The following is a 25209-nucleotide window of genomic DNA, read 5'->3' as shown; positions in this document are numbered from 1 at the left end:
CTCCACGAGAAAATATAAAATGTTGATTTAACAAAAAAAGATGCTTATTTATAAGCATCTTCTTCACTCTATCTCCATCAACCTCTTCGCCTCAAAATACAACACTTGAATAAACTTCTTCGTATTAATTCGCGTATGACCAGAAGATGCGAGTTCATCTTTCGTCATTTCTGTCATCCGTTTTCTAACTACAGTGAAATCGAAAAATTTTGGAGCATAGCTTTCAAATTTGGGATTTGAAAAGTCTGTTAATCCTAAAGAAGCCAAATGATTTAACGACTGATAAATAGCTCGACGTACTCTTTGTTCAGACGCTTTTTTCTCTTTATCAATATCTGCATCTAAAGCTACATCCCCTAATTTCTTTATCGTAATATGATGAAAAATTTCTTTTAACGCAGGAAAGCCAAACTCAAATGTCTGTGCCTTTTCTTGACCATATAAATATTCCAGCATACTAAGTAAATCTTTACTTCCATTCTCTCCCGCAATACCGAGTTCTGATAGTAAAAAGCGTCCTAAATCCCCTATCTTTTTTCCTTCTTGCACTGGTTCAGTACGCAATTGCGGTTTTTCCCACTGAAACACGTTATTCAATGATTTTTGAATATCATGTATAGAACGCTCCAATCTAATACGCTCCATCACTTTGCGTACAACAGATACAACTTCGATTTTATTTAATGGTTTTGTAATATAATATTCTACACCAAGTGTATATGCCTCACCTATAAGTTGCTTCGATTCCACTTGAGAAATCATAATGATTTTCCCCGTGAAAGTTGACGCAATGTGACGAACTGTTTCAATTCCATCCCTCATCGGCATTAACAAATCAATAAATAAAATATCTACTTTTTTAAAATTTAGTTGATCCGCTTCAATAAAAGCTCCGTCATCCGCCTCACCAATTACTTCTCCAAGATCTCCATCTTCAATAATTTGCGACAGCATCGAACGGAAAACTTCATCATCGTCTACGATATAATAAAACAAATCTATTCCCCTTCCCGCTTTAAACTGCACTCCGGTAAACAAACGATAAACTTACACCCTTTTCCGGTTTCATTGTCTTCTAATCTTACTTCTCCGCCTAGCTCTGTTACCATTTCATGTATGTAAGAAAGTCCAATGCCTGTTGACGGTGTTCCTGTTTGATCATACTTGGAAGTAAATCCTGGCTTAAATACTAATTTCTTATACTTTTGCGCAATACCAGGCCCATCGTCAATTACTTCAAATATTAAATGTTGCTCTCGTTTATATAAATTAATATGAATGAGACCTCTATCTTCAATTGCTTCCACTGCATTGGCAACTAAGTTATTAAAGATTGATAGCACTGTATACACGTGATATGCAGCGTGTTCACCTTCTATATGTTTAGAAAAACGTATATCTTTCTCCAGCATTCCAGCGTACTTTTCATTTATTCTTACAATCATTTCTGTAAGCTCATGTCCTTCTACATACTCAGCTACATTTTTATCTAATAACAGTTTAGATAATCCCGCAAAAATTCTTTGATTATCCTTTTTTATTTCGTGCACTTCTCCTGCTATTCTTAATGCTGTTTTACTATTAGAATCATCGTTCGCTTGTAAATTTCGATATAGCTGATATGCTTCTTGTGTGATCAATTCTGCATTTTGTAACGTCTTTTTCAAATGAACAGATTCCACATATAAATTAGAAAGATGCATTAACATGTTTTCATTTTCTTTTCGAACTTGCGATTCTTTTAATTTCGTTTCATATAAATTCATCATATTTAAAAAACCAAGTGCAAAGAAACTACGAAAAATAGCAATAATAATAAGTTTATTTACTTCAGAAATCGTTATTGTTGTACCGAGTACTAACATGTGATAAAACGCAAGTTCTGACATACTTGCAACAATTTCAATTGAAATTCCAAGGCATCCAATAATGATTGGTTTCTGATGGAACTTATTTACCCTGCAAAGCGAAAAAAGACTGCCATAAATAAAATAATAGAAGAACACAGGATAGCGCAAATAAAATGATTCTGTCATATGAAACGAACCTTGCATGATCCAGTCAAGACATACTCGGAATAAGACTACAGATATACCAACAAGAATACCTGCAACTCCTGCTGGTACTCTTCTTAAAAATAATAATAAAAAGAAGAATAGCGGTGTACCGAAGCTAACTCGAAACGTATCATTAAAGGGATGAAAGTTCAGCTCCCCAGCAATCGGAACAACGACCATTAATATAATTAAAAGGGACATATCTTTCTTCCATAATTGATTCCAATTCAAAGGTGCCACTTCCTATACTTTTTTCAGTAGTAAAAGCGAAAGCCCGCTTATTGTTATAAACGGGCTTTTTTTCTATATTCTAACCTTTTCTACCGCTTTTATTTGGCGATACTCTGGCTTCCACATTGCTTCTTTCACTGCCATCTTAATATCGTTATCACTTAAGTTCACTCTTGCAACACCTTCTGCAACTGCAACTTTCGCTACTTCAATTGCAACCATTTCTGAGATATTACGTAATTCTTCAACCTCTGGTAAAATAGGTGCTCCTGGCTGACTTGTATCTACCATACTTGCAACTGCTTCAGCTGCTGCTGCGAACATTCCATCCGTCATGACACTTGCACGTACTACAATTGTTCCAAGACCAAGCCCTGGGAAAATAAGTGCATTATTTGATTGTCCAATCACATACGTTACACCGTTATATGTAACTGGTTCAAATGGACTTCCTGTTGCAACTAACGCTCTTCCTTCTGTCCACTCGATTAAATCTGCTGGTTTTGCTTCAGCAAGCGGTGTTGGATTCGACATTGGTAAAATAATTGGTCTTTCTACGTGAGAAGCCATTTCTTTAATAATTCCCTCTTTAAATGCGCCCGCAACAGTAGATGTACCAATTAAAATTGTCGGTTTTACATGTTTCACAACTTCAGCAAGTCCAATCACATCATTTTGCTTCCACTCACTTACTTCCGCTTCTTTTCTTGCGTACGGAATTTGGAAATCAAGAAGATCTTCCATATTATCTGTAACTAACCCGTTACGATCAATACACCAGAAACGCTTATATGATTCTTCTTCAGATACGCCTACACGGACCATCGCATCTCTAACTTGATCTGCGATACCGATTCCAGCCGTACCAGCACCAAATACTACAACGCGGTGTTCACTTAATGGTACACCAGAAGCTTTCACTGCCGATAACACAGCCGCAAGCGAAACTGCACCTGTACCTTGAATATCATCATTAAACGTACAAACGTCATGACGGTATTTATCTAAAATTTTTCGTGCGTTACGAGAGCTAAAGTCTTCCCAATGTAAAAGTGCTTTCGGGAATTGTTTATTTACCGCTTGTACAAACGTATCAATAAATTCATCGTAAACTTCACCTGTTATACGAGGGTGACGATTTCCAATATAAAATGGATTGTTTAATAGTTCCCCACGGTTTGTACCTACATCTAAAATTACTGGTAATACACGACTAGGATCGATTCCAACTGCCGCCGTATAAACAGCTAGCTTTCCGATTGCGATGTTAATACCACCAACGCCCCAGTCACCAATTCCTAATATGCCTTCTCCATCTGTTACAACGACTAAATCAATGTTCTCAGCTGTTGCACCGATATTGGCAAACGCTTCTTCAATACCTGATGGATCGTTAATTGATAAATAAATACCACGTGGTTTACGGTATTCATGGCTATACCTTTGAATTGCTACACCGACAGTTGGTGTATATACAATCGGTAACATTTCACGTAAATGATCTGTTAATATACGATAAAATAATACTTCATTTCGATCATGTAACGCAGTTAAGTATACATTCTTTAATAAATCATCCGGCTGAGAACTAAATTGTTCGTATGCCCGGCGTGCCTGTTCTTCTAACGTTAAAACCGCAGGCGGTAATAACCCTTTTAAACCTAACTCTTCTCTTTCATTTTGTGTGAAAGCTACCCCTTTATTTAAAAGTGGTGTTGATAATACTTCTGCTCCTCTTAATGTTGTTTCTAATGCACCATTAGAAGCTACTGTAAACTTGCTCATAACATCCCTACCTCTATTCATATATAGCATTTCTATATTGTAAACAAAAAAGAGGGGCTTGTCCCCCCTCTTCTTTTAATTTTTCTTTAAAAGAGTTGCTCCTGCAATCCCCGGATGTGTCATTTCGAATGGATCTAGAATTAACTCTAAGTCTTCTTGTGACAGTACACCATTTTTCACACAAAGTTCTCGAACGGATTGCCCTGTCGCGATTGCTTCTTTCGCAACGCGAGCTGCAGCTTCATAACCGATATGAGGGTTCACGGCTGTAATAATTCCTACACTTTTCTCAACATACTCTTTTAAGCGATCTTCATTCGCTTCAATTCCTTTTAAGCAATTATCTGTAAAGGCACGGAAACCGTTATTCATAATGCTAATTGATTGCAGTAAGTTGAAAACAAGTACTGGTTCCATAACGTTTAATTCTAATTGTCCTGCTTCTGAAGCAAGGCAAATTGTATGGTCATTACCAATTACTTGGAACGCAATTTGATTAATAACTTCTGGCATAACAGGGTTTACTTTCCCTGGCATAATAGATGAACCTGGTTGACGAGCTGGTAACATAATTTCTGCTAAACCAACACGTGGACCTGATGCCATTAAGCGAAGGTCATTCGCAATTTTAGACATATTCATCATACATACTTTAAGTGCTGCAGATACTTCAGTATAAGCATCCGTATTTTGTGTCGCATCTACTAAATCTTCTGCACCAACAAGCGGTAATTCACTGATTGCAGCTAAATGTTTTACAACTGCTTCAATATATTCTGGATCTGCATTTAAGCCTGTACCAACTGCAGTTGCCCCCATATTTACTTCATATAAATGTTGACGCGATTGTTGAATTCGTTTCATATCACGTTCAAGTACGCGAGAGTATGCTTTAAACTCTTGTCCAAGACGAATTGGCACCGCATCTTGTAAATGTGTACGACCCATTTTAATAACATGGTCAAATTGTTCTGCTTTTAATTCAAATACATCATGCATATAACCCATCGTTTGTAATAAGCCTTCTAATGCATTTAACGTTGCGATATGAATCGCCGTTGGGAATGCATCATTTGTTGATTGCGCCATGTTTACATGACTATTTGGACTAATATAGTGATAGTCTCCCTTTTCCATTCCTAATAATTCAAGAGCACGATTGGCAATGACTTCATTTGCATTCATGTTCATTGAAGTACCTGCTCCGCCTTGAATTGGATCTACGATGAAATGATCATGCCATTTTCCATCAAGAATCTCTTGAGCAGCTTCTGCGATCACGCCACCCTTGTTCAATTCCAATCTTCCTACATCTGTATTAGCAAGTGCTGCTGCTTTTTTTACAATTGCGAATGCTCTAATTAAACCTTCATGGATTTTGTATCCTGTAATTGGGAAGTTTTCAACTGCACGCATTGTTTGTACGCCATAGTATGCATAGTTTGGTACTTCTTTTTCACCTAAAAAATCTTTTTCAATTCGAACACCATTTTTAACTTCAGTTAATGTTGCCATGATTATTCACTCCTTAACGATTTCTTATGCTGCTTTTGTTTCTTTGACTGTTTCTACATATTGTTTTGCTTTCTCATTATCGAATTCGCCTTCCCACTTCGACATAACAATGGCCGCTAATGCATTTCCTAATACATTGACAGATGAGCGAATCATATCTAAAATGCGGTCAATTCCCGCAATTAACGCGATACCTTCTAGTGGTAGCCCCATTGAACCTAACGTTGCTAATACAACAACGAACGATGCACCTGGAACTCCCGCCATACCTTTGGATGTTAACATGAGAACGAATAATAACGTTATTTGCTCCGTTAGTGACATGTGCACACCGTACATTTGTGCAACAAACAATGCCGCTAACGCTTGATAAATAGCCGATCCAGTCAAGTTAAATGTATAACCTGTCGGAATTACGAAAGAGGCAACTGCCTTTGGACAACCGAACTCTTCCATTTTTCTCATTATATTAGGTAAAACAGCTTCTGAACTTGCTGTCGTAAACGAAAGAATCAGTTCTTCTTTTAAAATTTTTATTAATGTAAAAATGTTTACTCCAACCATTCGTGCATTAATACCTAATACAATCACAACGAATAGTATAACAGTTACGTATACAGCTAGCACTAGTTTTCCTAGCGGAAGTAATGTTGCTACACCAAATTTTGCAACCGTAACGGCAATTAATGCGAATACACCAAATGGTGCAAATTTCATAACTTGATTTGTAACCCAAAACATTGCTTCGAGTACACCTTCAAAGAAGTTAAAAACAGGCTTTCCTTTTTCCCCAATTGCCGCAACTCCTAAGCCGAATAATACTGAGAAGAATATAATCGGTAATAGGTCACCTTGTGCAATCGATTCAAATACGTTTTTTGGTACAATGTGAACAATTGTCTCAGCAAAACCTTTCTTCTCCGTTGCATCTGCTGTTTGTTTATAAGAAGAAATATCACTTTGCTGTAAATTACTCATATCAACACCAGTACCTGGTTGGAATATATTCGCTGCAAGTAATCCCATTAAAATAGCAATCGTCGTAATAATTTCGAAATAAAGAATTGTCTTACCGCCCAGTTTCCCAAGCTTTTTCATATCTCCTACACCAGCTACTGCAACAATTAATGCTGAAATAACAATTGGTACTACAATCATCTTAATTAAGTGAATAAATATATCCCCAATTGGTGTGATATAAGAAATCGCCGTTTTATTGCCATAAAAGATTGCCCCTACTACAATCCCTAAAACAAGCGCGACAAAAATTTGTGTTGCCAATCCGAATTTTTTCATTTATGTTCATCCCCTTCATGCGAACGCTTTCAATTTGAATTTATAAAAGCTACTCACACATCTTATAAGCGAACCTACAAAATCATACAAAAACCTACAAGTTTGTCACAAAAAATTCGAATATTTTTCTTCTTTTTTTCATTGACACCATTTTGTAAAAAAACGATAAAATAAACTTGATAAGTAATCAGATTGTTTCGTATAATCAAAAAGATATATACTTACAACAAATCAAAATGAAAAGGAGTGGATGTTATGAAAAACTATACAAAGCAATTCGTCCTATCTTCTTCTTTTCTTTTTCATTTTCTTAAAAAGGAACAAAGGCATTCGCCTTTGTTCCTTTTTTATTGCGATCTATATAGGGGGAATTGTTATGAGACCATATAAACGTGTCTTAATTAAATTAAGCGGCGGTGCACTTGCCGATCAAACTGGAAATAGCTTTAACTCCAAACGATTAGAACATATCGCAAACGAAATTTTATCCATTGTTGATTTAGGTATCGAAGTATCCATCGTCATCGGTGGCGGTAACATTTTTAGGGGGCATCTAGCTGAAGAATGGGGAATCGATCGCGTAGAAGCTGATAATATCGGTACGTTAGGTACAATCATTAACAGCTTAATGCTTCGCGGTGTTTTAACAAGTAAAACAAATAGAGAAGTACGCGTTATGACTTCCATTCCATTTAATGCAGTAGCTGAACCATACATTCGCTTGCGTGCAGTCCACCATTTAGATAACGGTTATATCGTTATCTTTGGAGGCGGTAACGGCCAACCGTTCGTGACGACAGATTATCCAAGCGTACAAAGAGCTATTGAAATGAATAGCGATGCCATATTAGTCGCAAAACAAGGTGTCGATGGCGTCTTTACAAGTGATCCAAAGTATAATAAATCAGCAAAAATGTACAGCAAACTAAACTATAATGATGTCGTTAGACAAAATATACAAGTTATGGATCAAGCGGCATTACTGCTTGCCCGGGACTACAATTTACCAGCACACGTCTTTAACTTTGATGAGCCTGGAGTCATGAAGAAAATATGTTTAGGCGAACATGTGGGGACGTTGATTAATGATGATGTTACGATGCTGGTGCATGAGAAATAATGATTTCCCACCAAAAAGGGTGCCTTTTGTAGGCACCCTTTCCTAATTCATCGTTACAAATAAAAATCAACCAATCCCGCCACTTTTTCCTTACAACGTTCCCAAAAAGATAACTTCTCAAAAAACTCTTTCGTCATTTCTTTTGAATCACGAAAATCCTCTGTTAATGCCTTATTCACGTCCGATACGATAGTCCCGCCATGAATATACAAATTCATCTCATCATTTATATAGAAGCTACGGGCAGTAAAGTTTGTTGTACCTATAACAGTTAACTCATTATCAATTAGCATTAACTTTCCATGAAACATCCCTTTTTTATAACCATATACCGTAATCCCGTTATTAACAGCTTGACGTATGTACGGATATGCCGCCTCTTTAATAAGGGGGATATCTGGTTTATATGACCAAAGTATTTTTACTGTAACACCACGTTTTTGCGCTTCAATTAAAGCATTCATTAATTCTTTATTTTTCGCTATAAAATAAGGTGTTGTAATGACGATTGAATGCTTCGCTTGCTTTATTAACTGTATATATGTTTCAGCGACGTAATGCCCATTGTAACTAGTCATAGTATGTAATGTATTCCCTTTACTAGCGTTATTCGTACTCCTCTTTATCTCTTCTTTCGTATCTCGTTTCCAATCTAAAGCGAATTGCTGTTCTAAATCTTTTGCTCCTTCTCCTTTAAGCCGCACATGATAATCACGCCAATATCCAAATCGCTTATCTTTCCCTAAGTACTCATCTCCTATATTAAATCCGCCTGTATAGCCAATTTCTCCATCAATTGTCGTAATACGGCGATGATTCCGATGATGAAGTGAATAAAATCCGAATGGCAATGCAGGTTTTCTACTATATGTAAAATGTACACCACTTTCCCGCAATTCATTTATCATCTTCCTTTCAAATGATAAATCATTAATGCGATCAACTGATAAATAAACGTTTACTCCTTCTTTTGCCTTCTCTTTTAATAAGTTTAAAAAAGTATGGCTACTTTTATCATCCGACAAAATGAAGAAATAAGTGTAGATGGAGCTTTTCGCTTTTTTTATATCTTCAAATAGCTGCTCATATAATGATTTTCCTTCTACATATAATTGAAAGTCACTATAGTGAGATGCATACTCTGTCGGCATGTTTTTCCCAGCTTCCATTTTCCTACCTAAGGTAACATCGATATGCATCCAAATTAAAATAAAAACAAAAATAGCAATAATAATAGAAGTAACTCGCAATATTTTTTTAATCATTTTGATTTCCTTCCGATCAAATTACTTTCTACTCTGTAGTGTTTCATTTAAATACGTTTTCATACGAAATGTATTTCTATTGATACCAAACGATTAAAGGAGAGAGAAATATGAAAAGAGGAAAAATCCCTATTGTTTTTATCCCAGGTCTTTTCGGTTCAATGAGTAATATTATTATTCTAGGTACTGGTGATTGGAGTTTTGGACTGTCTGCATTTGTTTACGAACCATTCATCATGATGTTAGAAAGTATGGGGTACGAACGAAATAAAGACTTGTTCATCTGTTTTTATGACTGGCGGCAGCGCATTGTTTTTTCTACACAAAAATATTTATTACAAACGATTGCCTATGCTAAAAAAATTACAGGGTGCGATAAACTAAATCTAATGTGTCATAGTATGGGCGGGCTTCTTGGACGTTCTTACGCTCAAAGTGAAACATATAAAAATGATGTGAATCAACTTATAATACTCTGCACACCAAACGCTGGATCTCCACCAAATTATAGTTATTGGACTGGAGGTAGTCTCCCTATCCATGCCTCTTCTAAAATAAATATCGTTCATTTTTATATGGAACAATATATTCGTTACTTAAGCATCTTACATAAAATGAATAAGGTTGAGGCGATACATCTTTACTTTCCAGGATTACAAGATGTTATTCCTTGTAAAGATTACGGAAATTATTTATTTATAAGATCTGACTCTTCTCTTACATTTCTTCCTTATAGTAATATGCAAACGAAAAACCCTTTCCTCGATACATTAAATGAAAATAGATTTATTATACAAAAAAGAAATATTGAAACTACACTCATTGCCGGAGATGGAGAGGAAACAATTCAATATTTACAAGTTGTCCCTTCACACTCAAAACTGAAATGGACAGACGGCAAAGTCGTCGGTGATTTATTTACAAAACATGGTGACGGTAACGCTGTTCTACATAGCGTTTTTCTTCTAGATGGAAATAAATATGTTGTGCATGCTTCACATAACGAAGTGCTCTACAAAAGCATTCCTATACTACAAAAGATACTCTAAATTTCAAACAAAAAAGGTATGGCATTAAGCCACACCTTTTCACATTAAACAAAATTTCTCGCATCATTATTTCTTCCAAACTTATAAATAGCAATTAAGAAGAATGCAATTGCGAAAGCGAATAAAATTAAAATGTTTAAATACAACTCCGAGAATGGTATTCCCTGCTGTAGTTTTGATATCGTATCTAACAACCAGCGCTGTGGAAGAAAATTAGCTACTTTTTGTACTGCACTTGGCATAATATCATACGGGAAATAACATCCCGCAAGTAAGCATGTTGGTACTATTACTATATTTTGCATTGCATTTGAAGCAGCTGAATTTTTTGAAAAGGACACAATGACTAATGATAAACCAATTGCAATTAAAGCAAATATCATAAGCACACCAATCATTACTATGAAAGGCATATTAATATTTGTGTGAAAAACATTCGTCATAAAGAATACTGCAATGACAATTTGTACTGTTAATATCATCATATTCACTGCGACATTAGATAATATAAATTTCTTTCCATCAATCGGCGTTGATAATAATCTAAAATACGTTCTATTCTCTTTTTCTTTTAAAATAAATCCTGATAAGTTCACTGCTGAAAATAGCATAAACATAATAAGATAACCCATCGTTTGATTTGTCATATCTTTATTTTTTGAAGTATCTTCAAGTGTCTCAGACTTTACTTTAAATGAACTTTTTTGATAACCCGCGTACATACTATTAAACGTACTTTGATCCGCTCCTGCCACTTTACTAATCGCAGCTACATTATCGACATAGTTATATAAATATGATTTTATAAATACTGTTACTTGATCGCCTTTAATCGATGAAATCTCAATATGATCAGGTTTCCCCTCTCGAACACTTGCAGAAAAACCAGAATCTAATGTAATCACACCATCAATTTTTTTGGAAGTGAGTTTATCTTCTACTTCAGACTCTTTAATTTTGCTTACATTAACATGATTTAATCCTTCTAAAAATTTCACAGTATCATTTGCGATTGGCTGACTTTCTTTATTTACAATCCCGATATTTAATGTTCCTTGCCCTACATTTCCGTATATCGAAAAGGAAATGAGCGTCCCTATTATCGGCAAGCTAATTATAATGAGTAAACTTTTTTTATTTTTCAAAAGTACAGATAGCGTTTTTTGTATGAGCCATAAAATATCTTTCATACTATAGCCCCTCCCGTCTACGTAATGCAATAATCGCAATTAATAAAAAGAGTGCTGATACTCCAAGGTTTAAAGAAATGACTGGTAGTGCTGCCCCTACATCATTCGCATAAATAATTTTCATAACAGCTGTATTTGCCCACGTTAATGGTGATAAATTTGTAACGAAATTTTCTTCTACTACGAAATATGCACCACCAAAAATAGAAGCTAATTGCACTACTACCATAATAATTGCTCTAGACGCTTCACCTGTTTTCGTAATATATCCGATTCCTAAACCGAAGCTAATTGCTAGAAAGACTTGTGTTAATAATATAATAAATATGATTCCAAGATGGTCGCCCCAGTTCGCTTGAAAGACAAATTTACTAAATAACATGACGAGTAATATGCACAGGGCATTTGCTACAAGACTACCGAGTACTTTTCCAATGAATATTTCAGCTTTACTTATAGGCGCAGCAATGAGACGATCTCCTGTTTTACGTATTCGTTCTCCTCGAATTAAAGAACTTGCTCCCATCGCAGCATACAGTGCAATCATTGTCGTCATTACAACCGCATAGTAATCCATAGAACCTGGTTTTTTCGCCGCTTGTAAAGATGTTTCTTTTATATAGTCATTATGATTTCCGCTTGAAATAACTGCGCTAACCTTACTAGGATCTACTTTTGCAACTTCTGTCGCTACATTATACTTATCAACAAATGTTGTAAGCATTCCTTCTACAATACTACCCTCTACACTACTTCTGTCGCTACCGTAAAATTTTGCACCGTCTTTATTTAATTCTACATATGCAGCATATTTATTTTGCTTCACTTCTTCTTTCCCATCTATACTGCCGGAAGCTTTTTTAAAATGAATACCTGATTTATCCACTTCTTTCGTAAATGCTGCAAATGATTGAGACAACGTGCTACTTGCTTCATCTTTGTATAGTACTTGTATATCTTTAATCGAATGACTATCACTATTAAATGCGTTACTTAACGCTGTTCCTAACACAAGCATAAGCACAATTGGAAATGCTAACATAAAAACTAAAGTTCTTACGTCTCTGAAATCTCTTTTAATATGCATAACTGCTATATTGAAGATGTTCAATTGATGAACCTCCCTTTACCTTTTCTTCATTTACTTTTTATTTATCTCGTAAGTTTCTTCCAGTCAACGTAAGAAATACAGTTTCTAAATTCGGTGCCTGCTCTTCTAACGAACGAATTTCAATATCGTGATTAATGAAGTGCTGAATAATTTTATTTAAATTATTTAATCCTGCATCCGAGTTTACCTTGATTACGTTCTCTTCAATTTGAACAGCTTTCACACCGTTTATATCTTTTAACTTTTCTACATCTAAATTTTCTACAGACTTCACTTCAATCCAAATATCTTTCGTATCTGTAATAATCGCTTTTAACTGTTCTTTCGTACCTTCTGCAATCACTTTACCGTGGTCGACAATTGCGATTTTTGTACAAATCTCTTCCACTTCTTCCATGTAGTGGCTCGTGTAAATAATCGTGCTTCCCATTTCATTTAATTTCCGAACAGACTGAAGGATATAGTTTCTTGACTGCGGATCAATTCCAACTGTCGGTTCATCCATAATAATTAACCTCGGTCTATGAGCAATTGCACAAGCTATATTCAGTCTTCGCTTCATCCCACCAGAAAAGTTTTTCGGGTAACTCTTATGTTTATCACTAAGCCCCACAAATTGAAGTGCTTCCTCTACTCTTGTTTTTAGTTCAGCCCCTCTTAACCCATACAATCCAGCAAAAAATTTCACATTTTCATAGGCCGTTAACTCTTCATAAATTGCAATATCTTGCGGAACGATACCGATATTCATTTTCGCAAATCGATTATGTTTCTTTATATTTTTTCCTAGTATGCTAATTTCGCCTTCATTACTTCTTAACAAGCCAGCAATCATATTTATCGTTGTACTCTTACCAGCACCATTTGATCCTAAAAAGCCAAATATTTCTCCTTCTTTAATAGATAAAGACATATTATCAACTGCGATAAAATCACCAAATTTTTTCGTTAAATTTTTAATTTCTAATGTATTCATCATTTTCACCCCTATTTCGGTTTCTCTGCTATTAGTATAAACAAAAAGAATGAACCTGCTCAGTGCAGAAGTTCATTCTTTTCACATGAGATTATTCACTTTTTTCATATGAGATGGTTCATCTTCGTCCCATTCTCTTATATCGGCAACAACATCGTCACTGAAAAACCACTTGTTCCATCTACAATAATTTTTCCGTTTACAGACGCTGTTCGCTCCTCCATCCCCATAATACCGAGACCTTTCTTAACAAGAGCTGCGCCTTTTCCGTTATCCTTCACTTGCACCTTAACCATCTTGTTCAGTACATGAATATCGATTGAAATGACTGTCGCATCAGCATATTTCATCGCATTTGTTAACGCCTCTGTAACGTTTTCACCGATAATTTTCCACTGAATGGGAGAAATCATATCTAAGTTTCCCTTATATACGAAAGGAATGTTTACATCATGCTTACTAGCAAACTCCTCTATGAATAATTTCATACGGTGAATGCCAATTTGCTCAGTTGGTGGCTTCATATTTTTTAATGTAATGCGAATGCTTTCAATTCCATCTTTTGAAATGTGAATTGCATTTTGTAATAACTCCGCAGATTTTTCTTTATCTATCCCCATTAATCTCTTTGCTGCTTCCATTTGAATTAATGCGCCTGTCATCGAGTGACCAATTTTATCATGAATTTCTTGTGATAATCGATTTCTCTCTTCTAGCTTAAATGTGTATTCTGATTGCCTTATGTACTCTTTATTTTCATGTAAGCTTTTCGTAAGTCGTTGCATATCTTTTCGCATCTTATCATTTTGCGATTCAAGCTTTACTACACGTGATATATATCGATCTGCCATAGTTAAAACGAGAAAAGAAAATGCAACAATTAATCCATAAGTCATTCGAATGCTTTCATCTGTAATTGTAATTGGAAGCATCATAATAACAAAGCGTGACCAATTCTTGTCTATGTAATGGAATGTAATTTCGTATAAATTCAAAGATAAAAACAAAATAAAAAACGGATGAACACTCCATGTTAATAACATAACTACACTAATTGAAATACAAATCAATATTTTTTTGTACGTATCTTTTTTTAATATAGAGATTAGCACGTTTACAGAAAGATATAAAAGCAAAGCAAATATAACCCATGGTAAGTTCGTAACATTTGAATGTATGTAACTGAACACAATATATATAAAGACAATTAATTTACTTACAGTTAACCAAAATTCCATATCATTAATCTACTTTCCCTGTTAAGTAGTAAATCGCAATTTGTGTGCGATGTTCAAGCCCCGTTTTCCCTAAAACTGATGTAATATAATTTGCGATTGTTCCTTCAGATATAAAAAGCTGTTTCGAAATTTCTTTATTTGAGAAACCTTTTGCAATTAATGCGATGATACTAAGCTCTCTTTCAGTAAAAAGACTTTTATCTATTTTACATTCTTCCTCTTTACTTTCCATTAAATTGGACTTAATTTTATCGAGAACTACATCTTGCATAACAGTTTGGCCATTATATACCCCTTTTATTGCATCACGAATACGCTCCGGATCGTTATTTTTTAATAAATACCCTTTCGCTCCGTTTTTTACTGCATCCAAAATATATTCATCATCATCAAACGTCGTTAAAATAAGCGGTTTTGTTTTCGTCTCTTCACAAATAAACTTCGTCGCCTCTACCCCGTTCATATTTGGCATACGAACATCCAAAAGAGCAATATCAACTTCATGCTTTTTACAATATGCTACAGCTTCTTCTCCATCATTTACTGTATCTACCACTTCGAACTCTTCATATGTATTTAAAATAATTTTCATGCCTTCTCTAATAAAAGAATTATCGTCTGCTATTAATATTTTAATTTTCATGTTTGTTAGTATGGACCTTCCTCCTACTAACATTCACATCCTTTCTCCGTGTAACATTTCCTACTTGCTCATTATATACTTCTGCTTACCATTTTTTCACACTTTTTTTCATCTAGCTCTTCTGCAAAAAATATATTATTCTTTTTTTACAAAATGTGTAGGGTGACTTATCATTCTTTACGTCTATATAATAGAATGCGTCAAAAAGGAGGGAGAGACCCATTGAGGAAAAACAATTAATTGAAAAAGCACAACAAGGAAGCGAACATGCTTTTCGTATCCTCGTGCAAACATATCGTCATTATATTTTTCAAGTTATCTTTTCTATTGTAAGACATGAAGAAGATGCGAAAGATGTTACACAAGAAGTATTCGTAAAAATTCACGCCTCTCTCCCTAATTATCAATTTCGCGGATTAAAAACGTGGATGGCACGTATTGCCACCAATCACGCTATTGATTATAAGAGGAAGAAAGCTCGAGAAAGTGAAGAACTCTCCTTATGTAAAGAAACTGAGGAAAATATACAGTCCTCTCATAATATTGAAGCTTTATTATTGACGAAAGAGCAGAAATTACTCATTGCTCAAAAACTGAGAGAACTTCCTGAAAATTACCGTGACGTCGTTCTCGCACATTACTTAGAAGAAAAAAGCTATCAAGAAATTGCTTTACAGGAAAACATTGAAGTAAAAACAGTCGAAATGAAACTGTATCGGGCAAGAAAATGGATTAAAAAACATTGGAAGGAGGAAGAGTTTCTATGATGCATTATTCAAAAGAAGATTGGCGCAATTATACATTAGATTTTATAGAAAGCAATGAACGTGAATCTATGGAAGAACATCTTTATGAATGTGATCATTGTTTAGCACTTTATATGGAAAGTATTGATGAACAACATGAAAACCTTCCAATGATAAATGATGATTCATTTACGAACGAAGTTATGACGCAAATTAATTTTGAAACACTACAGTCTAATGAAAATATAAAAACAACCTCACTAAAGCGCACGATCATTCACTACATAATTGCTACTGCGGCTACAATTATTTTTATGGTAAGTGGTTTATTTCAGTATATTTTTACAGCGACATCAAATTTAGAGAAATCTTCAAAACATAACGAGTCTTCTATCTCACAACAAATTGTAAACAAATCGGTAGACACATCGAAAAAGGACGGAGGTTCAAAGCATGAATAAAAATCCCTTTTTAGCACTTGTATTAGGGCTAATTCCTGGGCTTGGACATTTATATTTAAAGAAATTTGGACGGTTTATTTTATATAGCGGAGGGGCTGTATTTCTATTTATCTTTGCAGCATTTTGTACAATAGCATTAGGAGCCCGTGATATTGCTTTTCTTTCTCTATTTTTACTAGTCGTGTTATGGGCAATCAATTTATTAGATTTAGTTATCACTATTATTAATCAATCGAAAAAACAAGCTGCCGGAGAATTCATAGAATCCTCTAAAGAGAGCGAACGATTTTATATCATTCTCTTATCCATCATCCCTGGACTTGGCCATTTTCAATTAGGACTTATGCAACGCGGACTTACATTTTTAGTAGCTTGCACAGGAATCGGAAGTATGATCATTTTCGTTGCACTTTTAACATCGCAAGAAAGTTTTCTTATCTTCCTTATTACATTACCTGTTTTATGGATTTACAATTTCTTTGACGTTGTTCAGCAACTCCAGAAAAAAGAACGTGGCGAGCAATTAGATGATCGTACTATTTTCGAAGAGTTTGAAGAGCACCGCGAGCAAGGAAAGAAAAATAAAACATTTGCTTCTATTTTAGCGATGTTCCCCGGAGCAGGTCATATGTATTTAGGCTTACAACGCCGTGGTCTTCAGCTTATGGCAGCCTTTTTACTATCTATTTATTTACTCGACTTATTAAGACTTTCTGCGTTTTTATTTTTAGTGCCAATCATTTGGTTCTATAGCTTTTTTGATGCTTTACAACAAACAGCAAAATACGGAAAAGAACGAGTACAAGACGAACCCATTATCGATTATTTTATAAATCATCAAAGATGGATTGGTATCGGATTAATTACACTCGGTGTTTATTATTTATTAGATCAAACGGTCCTTCCTATTTTGAATGATTATTTTGTAACTATATTTAATATTCATCTTAGTGAACTATATTATCGCTATTTCCAAACATCTATCGTTGCGCTCCTTTTAATTGGCGGCGGATTTAAATTGTTACTTGGAAATAAAGAAAACAAAGGTGGGACAAGCGAATGAGGACTTGGCGTGTTGGAACATTCTCAATGGGGCTTTCTATTATATCGTTAGGATGCTTTTTACTATTTTCAGTCGTAAAAGGAATTCAAGTATTAGATACACTAACTGCATGGTGGCCAGTTTTACTTATCATACTTGGAGCTGAAGTTTTACTATACCTTCTATTTTCTAAGAAGGAACAATCATTTATTAAATATGATATTTTTAGCATTTTCTTTATCGGCGTTTTAGGAAGCGTCGGAATTGCTTTTTACTGTTTATTATCAACTGGTTTACTAGAAGAATTTCGTCATTCTATTAACACAACGAGACAAACGAGTAATATTCCAGACGGACAATTTGATATACCTGAATCTATCAAAAAAATTGTAGTAGATGCAGGGCATCAGCCTCTAACGATAGAGGGAAATAATACAAATCAAATTCACCTTTTGGGAACTTATGAAATGACGACGAAAGCAAATGAAAAACTCAATTTAAAACAAGATGATTTCCTTTCAGTTCAAACGGCTGGTGAAACGATGTATATCACTTTAAAATCATTACCTGTTCAACATACGTTATTTAATTCAGCACCACAGGTGAAACCAACGCTTGTTCTTCCACAAAATAAAAATGTGGAAATCCGTGCTTCAAATAACGAACTATCTCTTTATCCAGGTCAATTACAAAATAATTGGTTTGTACAAGAAAGCTCAAGAGTGTCTGTCCATCTTGCAAAAGAGAGTGATGTATCTTTAACAGCAGTAACGAATCAAAAAGAAACACATGGAAGTACACCTTGGGAACAAGTAGAAGATTTAACGAAAAAAGAAAATACTTCTTCAGCAGAACATCCAGAATTAAACAACCAAGAACATTGGTATAAAAATTCAATTAAAACTGGAAATGGCACGCACAAGTTAAATATTGAGAAAACTTATAATTTAACTATGAGCGTTATTGAAAAATAAGAAAAACCTTCCGCAATTGCGGAAGGTTTTTCTTATATAATCGCTTTAATTCCTTCTAACACTAATCCAATCATAAATCCACAAACCGCCCCGTTCACTCGGATCCACTGCAAATCTTTACCGACATTATTTTCAATCATTTCGATTAACGTTTTATCATCTAACTTATCAAGGTTTTCTTGTACAAGCTTACCAATTTTCGAATGGTTCTTCTCAACAAGATTCACAACTTGTTTTTGTAACCAATCTTTTATTTTTTGAACTGTCTGTTCATCTTCTTTTATTTTATTCATTTGTTTTTGTAAAAATGGAATAACATATTTATCAGCAAATTCTTCATTATTTACAAAAGCAACTGCTCTTTGTTGTACTTGCTCTAGCATCTCTTTTATTTTGTCAGTAGCATTCCAATTCGCAATCCACTTTTCTTTCCAATTTTCTAATTCCTTTAATAAGGCTTCATTTTCTTTTACATTGATAATTTCTTGACGAATCTTCGCTAATATAAGTTGTCTTGTGCTATTATCAGCCTCTTGTAAGCTGTTAATATTACTAATGATAAACTTCTGCAAAATGCCGCCAATTTTATCTTCATCTACAATATTCATAAATGATTTCAAAGTAAACTGCAAGAATCCATCTACTTTTATATTTTCCATCGCCTTCATACCTAAGCTACCGAGCTGGTAACGAGCTTCATCTTGCGCTGTCCAATCTTTTACCTTCACTAATATGTAATCAAGTGTCTTTTCATCATATTCTTGCACAACTAATTGATCAACCAGCACTTGTAAAATGTTACTTGTATTAATTGTATGTAAATATGTTTTTAATTCTTTTTCAATAATAACAGCTAACTTTTCTGTATCTATTGTTACAATTGCTTTCTCTGCAATCGTTACAATCCCCTTTTTCACAGCATCAGACTGCATTTCTCTCTCAGCAATTTGCAGTACCATTTGTGCTAACTGCATCTCTTTTACTTTATTCGTAATACTTTCTTTCGTCAGCCATTCATTTTCTAAAGTATGAATAAGCCCTTTCGTTACCCGTTTACGGTTTTTAGGTAACAAAGCTGTATGCGGAATTGGTATTCCCATCGGATGACGGAATAAAGCAGTAACCGCAAACCAATCCGCAAGTCCACCAACCAATCCAGCTTCAAATCCACCTTGTATAATCTCTCCAGCTACCGTTCCTTGAAAAGGGATAGAAGCCGCAAAGCCGACACCCATAACCCCAAGCGAAATACCCGCTATATATTTAGTCTGTAATGACATCGTATACACATCCTCTTATTATGTAAAATAAAGCTTTTTTGTTGTATTTATTCAATATTAGTTATCCTTTATATATACTATAAAGAACTATTGTGAAAATAACAAAGATTTTTATGTACATGAAAAAATGAGGCTACAACTAGCCTCATTTTTCTTATATCGATAATTCCAAACCTTTCCTATAATATTCATTCATTACATCTTTAGGAACCATACTTCCACCCGTTCCCCACACAATATGAGTACCTTTTTTCACCTTCTCTGCTAACTGTTGCTTTTGTAAATACTCATCTTCTTTACACACTTTCACTGGCCCTATCATACCTGCTAGTGCAGAAGGCTCTAAATAAATATTCTCCGTATCAGCTAGGTCTTTTAACAATCTATATAACTCTTCATCGTTTACTGTATAATTTCCGCTTAAAAATGGTTCCATCGTTTTCCCGACAAATCCAGACGGTCTTCCTACCGCAAGTCCATCCGCATCTGTTACATTATCAATTCCGATATCTTGAACAGCAATTTTGTCATGAAGGCCTGTCATTAAGCCGAGTAACATACATGGAGAATGTGTTGGCTCTGCAAAGAAACAATGAACGTTGTCTTTATACAATAATTTTAAACCGAATGCTACTCCGCCAGGTCCTCCTCCTACTCCGCACGGAAGGTAAACAAATAAAGGGTGATCTTCATCTACTACAACCTCTAACTCATCTAATTGCTTTTGTAATCGTGATGCTGCTACTGCGTATCCTAAAAATAAATCATGTGAGTTTTCATCGTCTACAAAATAACAGCTGGGATCTGCATCCGCCTGTCGTCTTCCTTCTTCTACTGCTTTGCTATAATCATCTTCATATTCAATAATGTTTACACCTTTACTTCTTAATAAACTTTTCTTCCATTCTTTTGCGTCTGCTGACATATGAACAGTTACATTAAAACCTAGATTCGCACTCATAATTCCTATGCTAAGTCCTAAATTCCCTGTAGAACCTACCGCAATTGAATACTTCGAGAAAAACTCTCTACATGTATCACTATCTAAAATGGAATAATTATCTTCTTCTGTTAACATTCCGTGCTGCAATGCTAGTTGCTCAGCATGTTTCAACACTTCATAAATGCCGCCCCTAGCTTTAATTGATCCTGATATCGGGAGATGACTATCACATTTTAATAATAATTCTCCTAAAATAGGTTGCTTGTAATTTGTCTCTAAAGCTTTTTTCATAGAAGGTATTTTCACTAAAGGTGATTCGATTATGCCGTTCGTCCCTTTCGTTTCAGGAAAAACTTTCGCAATATATGGCGCAAAACGCTTTAATCTCTCTTCCGCATCTTTTACATTCTCTTCATTCAATGGTGTATCTTTTATTGCTGTTTCATACTTTTCTATGTTTGGATTTATCCAAAATACTTCTTCTGTTGCGATTAATTTATTTAATAGTAGATATTCCTCTTTTAATTTCTCTATTTCCTTCATTTCTCTTCCTCCTCATCACCTTGTAGCTTACGATTTAATAAATTATAATTAAATTAATTTTAATATAGTTTAACACAAATTATTCAATTTAGTTAATTTTAATTTAATTTATTTAAATATAATTTAATAATCATTAAGGAGATTTTCATTATGGAAAATATAGATATTGGTAAAAAAATTGAAAAACAAAGAAAAGAAAAAGGTTTAACTAGTAAAGAACTAGCAAAGATGGCTGATATTACACCATCTATGTTAAGTCAAATTGAGCGCGGGTCGGCTAACCCTTCTATTCAAACATTAAAAGTGCTTGCTAAAGCTCTTGATGTGCCAACATTTAGCTTTTTACTTGAAGATACAAATACAGACGATTTAATTGTACGTTCTCATAAACGAAAGAAAATGATTATCGATAATTTATCATATGAAATGCTATCACCTGATTTCTCAGGTAATTTAGCAACAGCGATTATGACCGTCCCGCCGAATACAGCTTCGTCAGAAAATGTACTAGAACATAAAGGTGAAGAATTAGCATTTGTATTAGAAGGGAAAATCACATTATATTTAAATGAGGAAGAATACGTATTAGAAACTGGCGACAGTGTAAAGATACCTGCTTATTTAAAGCATAAATGGTTGAATCATTTTGAAAAAAATGCCATTGTTTTATTTTCTGTTACTCCGCCGATTTTTTAATATATCAATAAAAACAGGATGATTCTTATAAAATGCGGATTATCCTGTTTTTATTAAATAAGAAAGTGAAATTTTTGTTAAAAACTTAACAGTTGGACCCAATCCGAACACTCCTCCTAAAAACATATTTACAACTGAAACTATCCCTCCCATTGATGCTAACGTATCATGAGTCAGATTCATCCCACCACTACCAGAGGCACTTGTAATATTCACATAAAAATAAGAAATACGTAAAAATCAATTGATTTTTCAGAATTTTGTTGAAAAATATGGTAAAATCACTCTTATACTTCTTCTATTTTGTTATTATAGAAATAATTAAATTAGGATACTTTTATCGGATGGGGGAATATATAATGAGTGTGTTATTAAAAGGGCATGAACAGATTGTCAACGAATTAAACATTTTATATCAAGTAATGGTAGCGGAGCAATTAATTGAAGCGAAACAATTAAAAGAAAAAATAGAGAAACAGATTAATAAAATTGAAGCTGATCAAAATCTATCGCTTTACTACTCCCTACTAAACTTTAAATATAAGGTCCTAACCGATTGGACAAACATTAAGTATGATACTTTTAGTCAAATTGTTCGTTTAGACAATCCAATAACTGAAGACTTTATTACTTATTATTATCACTTTTTTAAAGCTGAACATGCTACCATTATTGGAAATTATGATGAAGCAAAAAAAGAATACGAAAAAGCTGAATCCCTTTTAAAACATGTACCAGGCGAACTAGAAGAAGCTGAATATAAATATAAATTTGCTATATTTAATCACCATACAAACAAACCACTTACAGCAATCAATTATGCAAATCAAGCTAAAGAGATTTTCTCAAAATATCCACGTTATGAAATTAAAATAGCTCTATGCGAAAACATTTTAGGCTCATGTTCTGTTTATTTAAAACAATTCGAACAAGCCGAAGAGAACTATAATTCAGCAATCAATATTTTACAAAAGCTGAAAGACGATACACTAATCTTAAAAGTTCGAAATAACTTAGGTTGGCTCTACTCTTCTCAAAATCTATCAACCCTTGCTATTAGACATCTTACAATAGTTACAAACAAATTACCTAAACACCTAAAAGCCAATTTTCTACAAGCCAAAGAACATTTTAGTTTAAATGAAAAAGAACTTGCAAACCATTGGGTTCAAAAAGGCTTAGAAATTTGTAATGAATTAAATAATCAAGAATATAAACACCATTTCACTATCTTAAAAACACAACACACTGGTATTCTAGACGACTTAGAAAACGCAATCATTGCAGGCACTACATATTTTAACAGTAAAGAATTATACGATTATGCACAAGAATATTACGAATTATTAGCAGTAGAATTTCATAAAGTGAATAAAATAGAGAAATCTCAAAAATATTTTTTCAAAACTTACGAAGCAAAACAAAAATTATTAACTAAGGAGGCACTAAGATAATGAAAAAGATTAGTTTAGCTATTTTAACCTTTACATGCATACTTGCTTTTGGATTTAATAATTTTACTGAAAGTCAACAAGCAAAACAACTTCCAAAATGGGATACAGATAAACAAGAAACACATGCAGACCTATAGAAACCTAAAAACCCCTAATAAAGGGGTTTTTAGGTTTCTACAATATAATGATTTAGCATATGATGAAGAAATATGCTTATAAAAAATAGCCATACACAGATACTCTCTGTACATGGCTATTTTTTATTTTTTCGGCACTAACAAAATCCCTAAACTTATAATACAAAAGCTCATTATTTGCTGTGCCGATAGACCAAACTGAACAGAATTTTGTTCACTAACAAGCGAAATAATAATTTGAGCAAACCCCTCAACAATTAGAAAAATACTTATATTCTTTCCATTTCCGAGCCTTTCATTTTTCATCCATAACAAGCCCATTATACAAAGAGCAAGGATGATCTCATATACGAAAATAGGGTGATATAAAAGTTTAGATTCATATATTTTTATTCCCCATGGTAGTGTCGTTTGTGCACCTACTTCATGATGTAATAAAAAATAAAAGATAATACTCACACACAGACCAAAAGGCAATACATCGAGTAAAATACGAAGCGAAAATTGCTCCTTTTTACTTTTCCAAACAATGTATACACTCGCAATTACGCACCCTACTACAATATGTTGCATACTCCCAACAGCTAATATTGCTTGCACTGGCGTCCCAAAAGCCCATACAGGATTTAAAATTGCTGGTGCAAACTTCCATACAAATACGATGATAAGAAAAGCATTTGTTACGGCATCCATCATTTTTTCATATGATACATTTTGATGCCTCATCTTTCGTTTCATCAACATAAATCCAAATAGACTTCCAATTATAAGAGATATGGGTTGTAACCTCACGATCCACTCCATCGTCACGAAATCTCCTTTTAATTCTCAATCAATTTCTTAAATTTCTTTTCTAATTGATCTGGTGGTAATACACCTCGTACATGATCTACTATAATTCCATCTTTATTAACAAAAAATGTCGTCGGTAAAGAGAATACTTTATAATCTAGTCCAGCTACTCCGTCCATATCTAGTAGAACAGGAAACGCAAACCCATAGCGATTAGCAAATGCGCTTGCTTCTTGTACTGGGTCACTAACAGTAGCATTCACCGCAAAAATTTCAACATCCTTTTTATATTTATCATACATATGAACTAAGTCAGGTGCCTCCATTTCACACGGCCCACACCATGATGCCCAAAAATTAATAATATACGGTTTTCCCTTTGCATCATTTAACGACTGTAACTTTCCGTCTAATCCTTTTAATGTGATGCCAGGTGCTTTAAAACCGACTTGTGGTAATACTTCTTTCTCCTGTAACTCTGCTTGTTTCGCTTTTCTTTCCTTTTCTTCTTTCTTTGAATTATAAAAATTGACCCCCGCCCAAACGAGTGCCCCTACTAGTATAATAGCAATTAGTTTCTTCACTCTTTTTCCTCCTCATTTTAAAATCCTGTAACTCCACCAAATAGACGAATAATGAACGCTGTGATTTCCGTCATTTGATTT

General features: G+C 34.3%; 25 protein-coding genes. 9 read left to right on the top strand and 16 right to left on the bottom strand.

Features of this window, described 5'->3' with window-relative positions:
* Positions 1 to 63: 63 nt before the first annotated feature.
* The 5 genes from MHI26_RS09000 to MHI26_RS08980 all read right to left on the bottom strand — a co-directional run bounded on the left by MHI26_RS09000 (position 64) and on the right by MHI26_RS08980 (position 6884).
* Positions 64 to 996, bottom strand: coding sequence for a response regulator (locus MHI26_RS09000; protein WP_000500300.1), 933 nt, complete (start codon positions 994 to 996; stop codon positions 64 to 66).
* Positions 997 to 998: 2 nt separating this feature from the next.
* Positions 999 to 2297, bottom strand: a complete 1299-nt coding sequence (locus MHI26_RS08995) for a sensor histidine kinase (RefSeq protein WP_097888617.1) — start codon at positions 2295 to 2297, stop codon at positions 999 to 1001.
* Positions 2298 to 2360: 63 nt separating this feature from the next.
* The gene (gene malS / locus MHI26_RS08990; RefSeq protein WP_061666897.1) at positions 2361 to 4073 is read right to left on the bottom strand and encodes an oxaloacetate-decarboxylating malate dehydrogenase; all 1713 of its coding nucleotides are present in this window, start codon (positions 4071 to 4073) and stop codon (positions 2361 to 2363) included.
* A 75-nt stretch (positions 4074 to 4148) separates the two neighbouring features.
* Positions 4149 to 5588 carry an aspartate ammonia-lyase gene (gene aspA, locus MHI26_RS08985; RefSeq protein ID WP_000224200.1) on the bottom strand — a complete coding sequence of 480 codons (1440 nt, stop codon included), beginning with the start codon at positions 5586 to 5588 and terminating at the stop codon, positions 4149 to 4151.
* Positions 5589 to 5612: 24 nt separating this feature from the next.
* On the bottom strand, positions 5613 to 6884 hold the full coding sequence (locus tag MHI26_RS08980; protein ID WP_061666801.1) for a cation:dicarboxylate symporter family transporter: 1272 nt from the start codon (positions 6882 to 6884) through the stop codon (positions 5613 to 5615).
* A 376-nt stretch (positions 6885 to 7260) separates the two neighbouring features.
* Here MHI26_RS08980 and pyrH point away from each other — a divergent pair, with 376 nt between their 5' ends.
* Positions 7261 to 8004: a UMP kinase gene (gene pyrH / locus MHI26_RS08975; RefSeq protein ID WP_029441957.1), complete on the top strand. Its 744-nt coding sequence runs from the start codon at positions 7261 to 7263 to the stop codon at positions 8002 to 8004.
* 53 nt (positions 8005 to 8057) lie between these two features.
* Here pyrH and cls read toward each other — a convergent pair whose 3' ends face one another.
* Positions 8058 to 9269 (bottom strand): cardiolipin synthase, encoded by a 1212-nt coding sequence (cls, locus tag MHI26_RS08970; protein WP_061666802.1) that lies wholly within the window; start codon positions 9267 to 9269, stop codon positions 8058 to 8060.
* A gap of 110 nt (positions 9270 to 9379) precedes the next feature.
* Between cls and MHI26_RS08965 the strand changes: the two genes are divergently transcribed.
* Positions 9380 to 10318 (top strand): esterase/lipase family protein, encoded by a 939-nt coding sequence (locus MHI26_RS08965; RefSeq protein ID WP_061666803.1) that lies wholly within the window; start codon positions 9380 to 9382, stop codon positions 10316 to 10318.
* 44 nt (positions 10319 to 10362) lie between these two features.
* Here the strand turns inward: MHI26_RS08965 and MHI26_RS08960 are convergent, their stop codons facing one another.
* From MHI26_RS08960 to MHI26_RS08940, 5 genes are all read right to left on the bottom strand, one after another.
* Positions 10363 to 11508, bottom strand: a complete 1146-nt coding sequence (locus MHI26_RS08960) for an ABC transporter permease (RefSeq protein WP_061666804.1) — start codon at positions 11506 to 11508, stop codon at positions 10363 to 10365.
* A 1-nt stretch (position 11509) separates the two neighbouring features.
* Positions 11510 to 12619, bottom strand: coding sequence for an ABC transporter permease (locus MHI26_RS08955; RefSeq protein ID WP_001020176.1), 1110 nt, complete (start codon positions 12617 to 12619; stop codon positions 11510 to 11512).
* Between the two features lie 37 nt (positions 12620 to 12656).
* Positions 12657 to 13595, bottom strand: a complete 939-nt coding sequence (locus tag MHI26_RS08950) for an ABC transporter ATP-binding protein (protein ID WP_061666805.1) — start codon at positions 13593 to 13595, stop codon at positions 12657 to 12659.
* A 137-nt stretch (positions 13596 to 13732) separates the two neighbouring features.
* Positions 13733 to 14833: a sensor histidine kinase gene (locus tag MHI26_RS08945; RefSeq protein WP_000397661.1), complete on the bottom strand. Its 1101-nt coding sequence runs from the start codon at positions 14831 to 14833 to the stop codon at positions 13733 to 13735.
* 4 nt (positions 14834 to 14837) lie between these two features.
* Positions 14838 to 15476, bottom strand: coding sequence for a response regulator transcription factor (locus MHI26_RS08940; RefSeq protein ID WP_000694093.1), 639 nt, complete (start codon positions 15474 to 15476; stop codon positions 14838 to 14840).
* Between the two features lie 284 nt (positions 15477 to 15760).
* On the opposite strand from MHI26_RS08940, the gene MHI26_RS08935 reads away from it, so the two are divergent.
* Genes MHI26_RS08935 through exsE form a run of 4 tightly spaced genes read left to right on the top strand, consistent with a single transcriptional unit; the run spans position 15761 to position 18699 of the window.
* Positions 15761 to 16243 carry an RNA polymerase sigma factor gene (locus MHI26_RS08935; protein ID WP_001195484.1) on the top strand — a complete coding sequence of 161 codons (483 nt, stop codon included), beginning with the start codon at positions 15761 to 15763 and terminating at the stop codon, positions 16241 to 16243.
* Positions 16240 to 16683, top strand: a complete 444-nt coding sequence (locus MHI26_RS08930) for a hypothetical protein (RefSeq protein ID WP_000972351.1) — start codon at positions 16240 to 16242, stop codon at positions 16681 to 16683. The genes MHI26_RS08935 and MHI26_RS08930 overlap by 4 nt, the downstream gene beginning before the upstream one ends.
* On the top strand, positions 16676 to 17746 hold the full coding sequence (locus tag MHI26_RS08925) for a hypothetical protein (protein WP_001039098.1): 1071 nt from the start codon (positions 16676 to 16678) through the stop codon (positions 17744 to 17746). Before MHI26_RS08930 ends, MHI26_RS08925 begins: the two co-directional genes overlap by 8 nt.
* Positions 17743 to 18699, top strand: a complete 957-nt coding sequence (exsE, locus tag MHI26_RS08920) for an exosporium protein ExsE (RefSeq protein WP_001261415.1) — start codon at positions 17743 to 17745, stop codon at positions 18697 to 18699. Before MHI26_RS08925 ends, exsE begins: the two co-directional genes overlap by 4 nt.
* A gap of 32 nt (positions 18700 to 18731) precedes the next feature.
* Here the strand turns inward: exsE and MHI26_RS08915 are convergent, their stop codons facing one another.
* Both MHI26_RS08915 and MHI26_RS08910 read right to left on the bottom strand, forming a co-directional pair.
* Complete coding sequence (locus MHI26_RS08915; protein WP_000058307.1) at positions 18732 to 19979, bottom strand: DUF445 domain-containing protein; 1248 nt, start codon at positions 19977 to 19979, stop codon at positions 18732 to 18734.
* 154 nt (positions 19980 to 20133) lie between these two features.
* Positions 20134 to 21465, bottom strand: a complete 1332-nt coding sequence (locus MHI26_RS08910; RefSeq protein ID WP_061666806.1) for a D-serine ammonia-lyase — start codon at positions 21463 to 21465, stop codon at positions 20134 to 20136.
* A gap of 150 nt (positions 21466 to 21615) precedes the next feature.
* On the opposite strand from MHI26_RS08910, the gene MHI26_RS08905 reads away from it, so the two are divergent.
* A complete protein-coding gene (locus tag MHI26_RS08905; RefSeq protein ID WP_000427629.1) occupies positions 21616 to 22161 on the top strand; it encodes a helix-turn-helix domain-containing protein in 546 nt (181 codons plus the stop codon).
* A 39-nt stretch (positions 22162 to 22200) separates the two neighbouring features.
* Here the strand turns inward: MHI26_RS08905 and MHI26_RS08900 are convergent, their stop codons facing one another.
* Positions 22201 to 22377 carry a hypothetical protein gene (locus MHI26_RS08900; RefSeq protein ID WP_061666807.1) on the bottom strand — a complete coding sequence of 59 codons (177 nt, stop codon included), beginning with the start codon at positions 22375 to 22377 and terminating at the stop codon, positions 22201 to 22203.
* Positions 22378 to 22520: 143 nt separating this feature from the next.
* Here MHI26_RS08900 and MHI26_RS08895 point away from each other — a divergent pair, with 143 nt between their 5' ends.
* On the top strand, positions 22521 to 23615 hold the full coding sequence (locus MHI26_RS08895; protein WP_061666808.1) for a response regulator aspartate phosphatase: 1095 nt from the start codon (positions 22521 to 22523) through the stop codon (positions 23613 to 23615).
* Positions 23615 to 23752 carry a hypothetical protein gene (locus MHI26_RS08890; protein ID WP_000724012.1) on the top strand — a complete coding sequence of 46 codons (138 nt, stop codon included), beginning with the start codon at positions 23615 to 23617 and terminating at the stop codon, positions 23750 to 23752. Before MHI26_RS08895 ends, MHI26_RS08890 begins: the two co-directional genes overlap by 1 nt.
* 123 nt (positions 23753 to 23875) lie before the next feature.
* On the opposite strand, the gene MHI26_RS08885 is transcribed toward MHI26_RS08890, so the two are convergent.
* Together MHI26_RS08885 and MHI26_RS08880 are read right to left on the bottom strand one after the other, a co-directional pair.
* Positions 23876 to 24556 carry a prolipoprotein diacylglyceryl transferase family protein gene (locus tag MHI26_RS08885; protein ID WP_061666809.1) on the bottom strand — a complete coding sequence of 227 codons (681 nt, stop codon included), beginning with the start codon at positions 24554 to 24556 and terminating at the stop codon, positions 23876 to 23878.
* 17 nt (positions 24557 to 24573) lie between these two features.
* On the bottom strand, positions 24574 to 25128 hold the full coding sequence (locus MHI26_RS08880; RefSeq protein ID WP_061666810.1) for a TlpA family protein disulfide reductase: 555 nt from the start codon (positions 25126 to 25128) through the stop codon (positions 24574 to 24576).
* Between the last annotated feature and the right edge of the window lie 81 nt (positions 25129 to 25209).

It is taken from the genome of Bacillus sp. FSL K6-1218, assembly GCF_038006445.1.
Taxonomy (GTDB): Bacteria; Bacillota; Bacilli; order Bacillales; family Bacillaceae_G; genus Bacillus_A; species Bacillus_A thuringiensis_S.
This window is presented reverse-complemented; position numbering and strand designations above follow the sequence as displayed.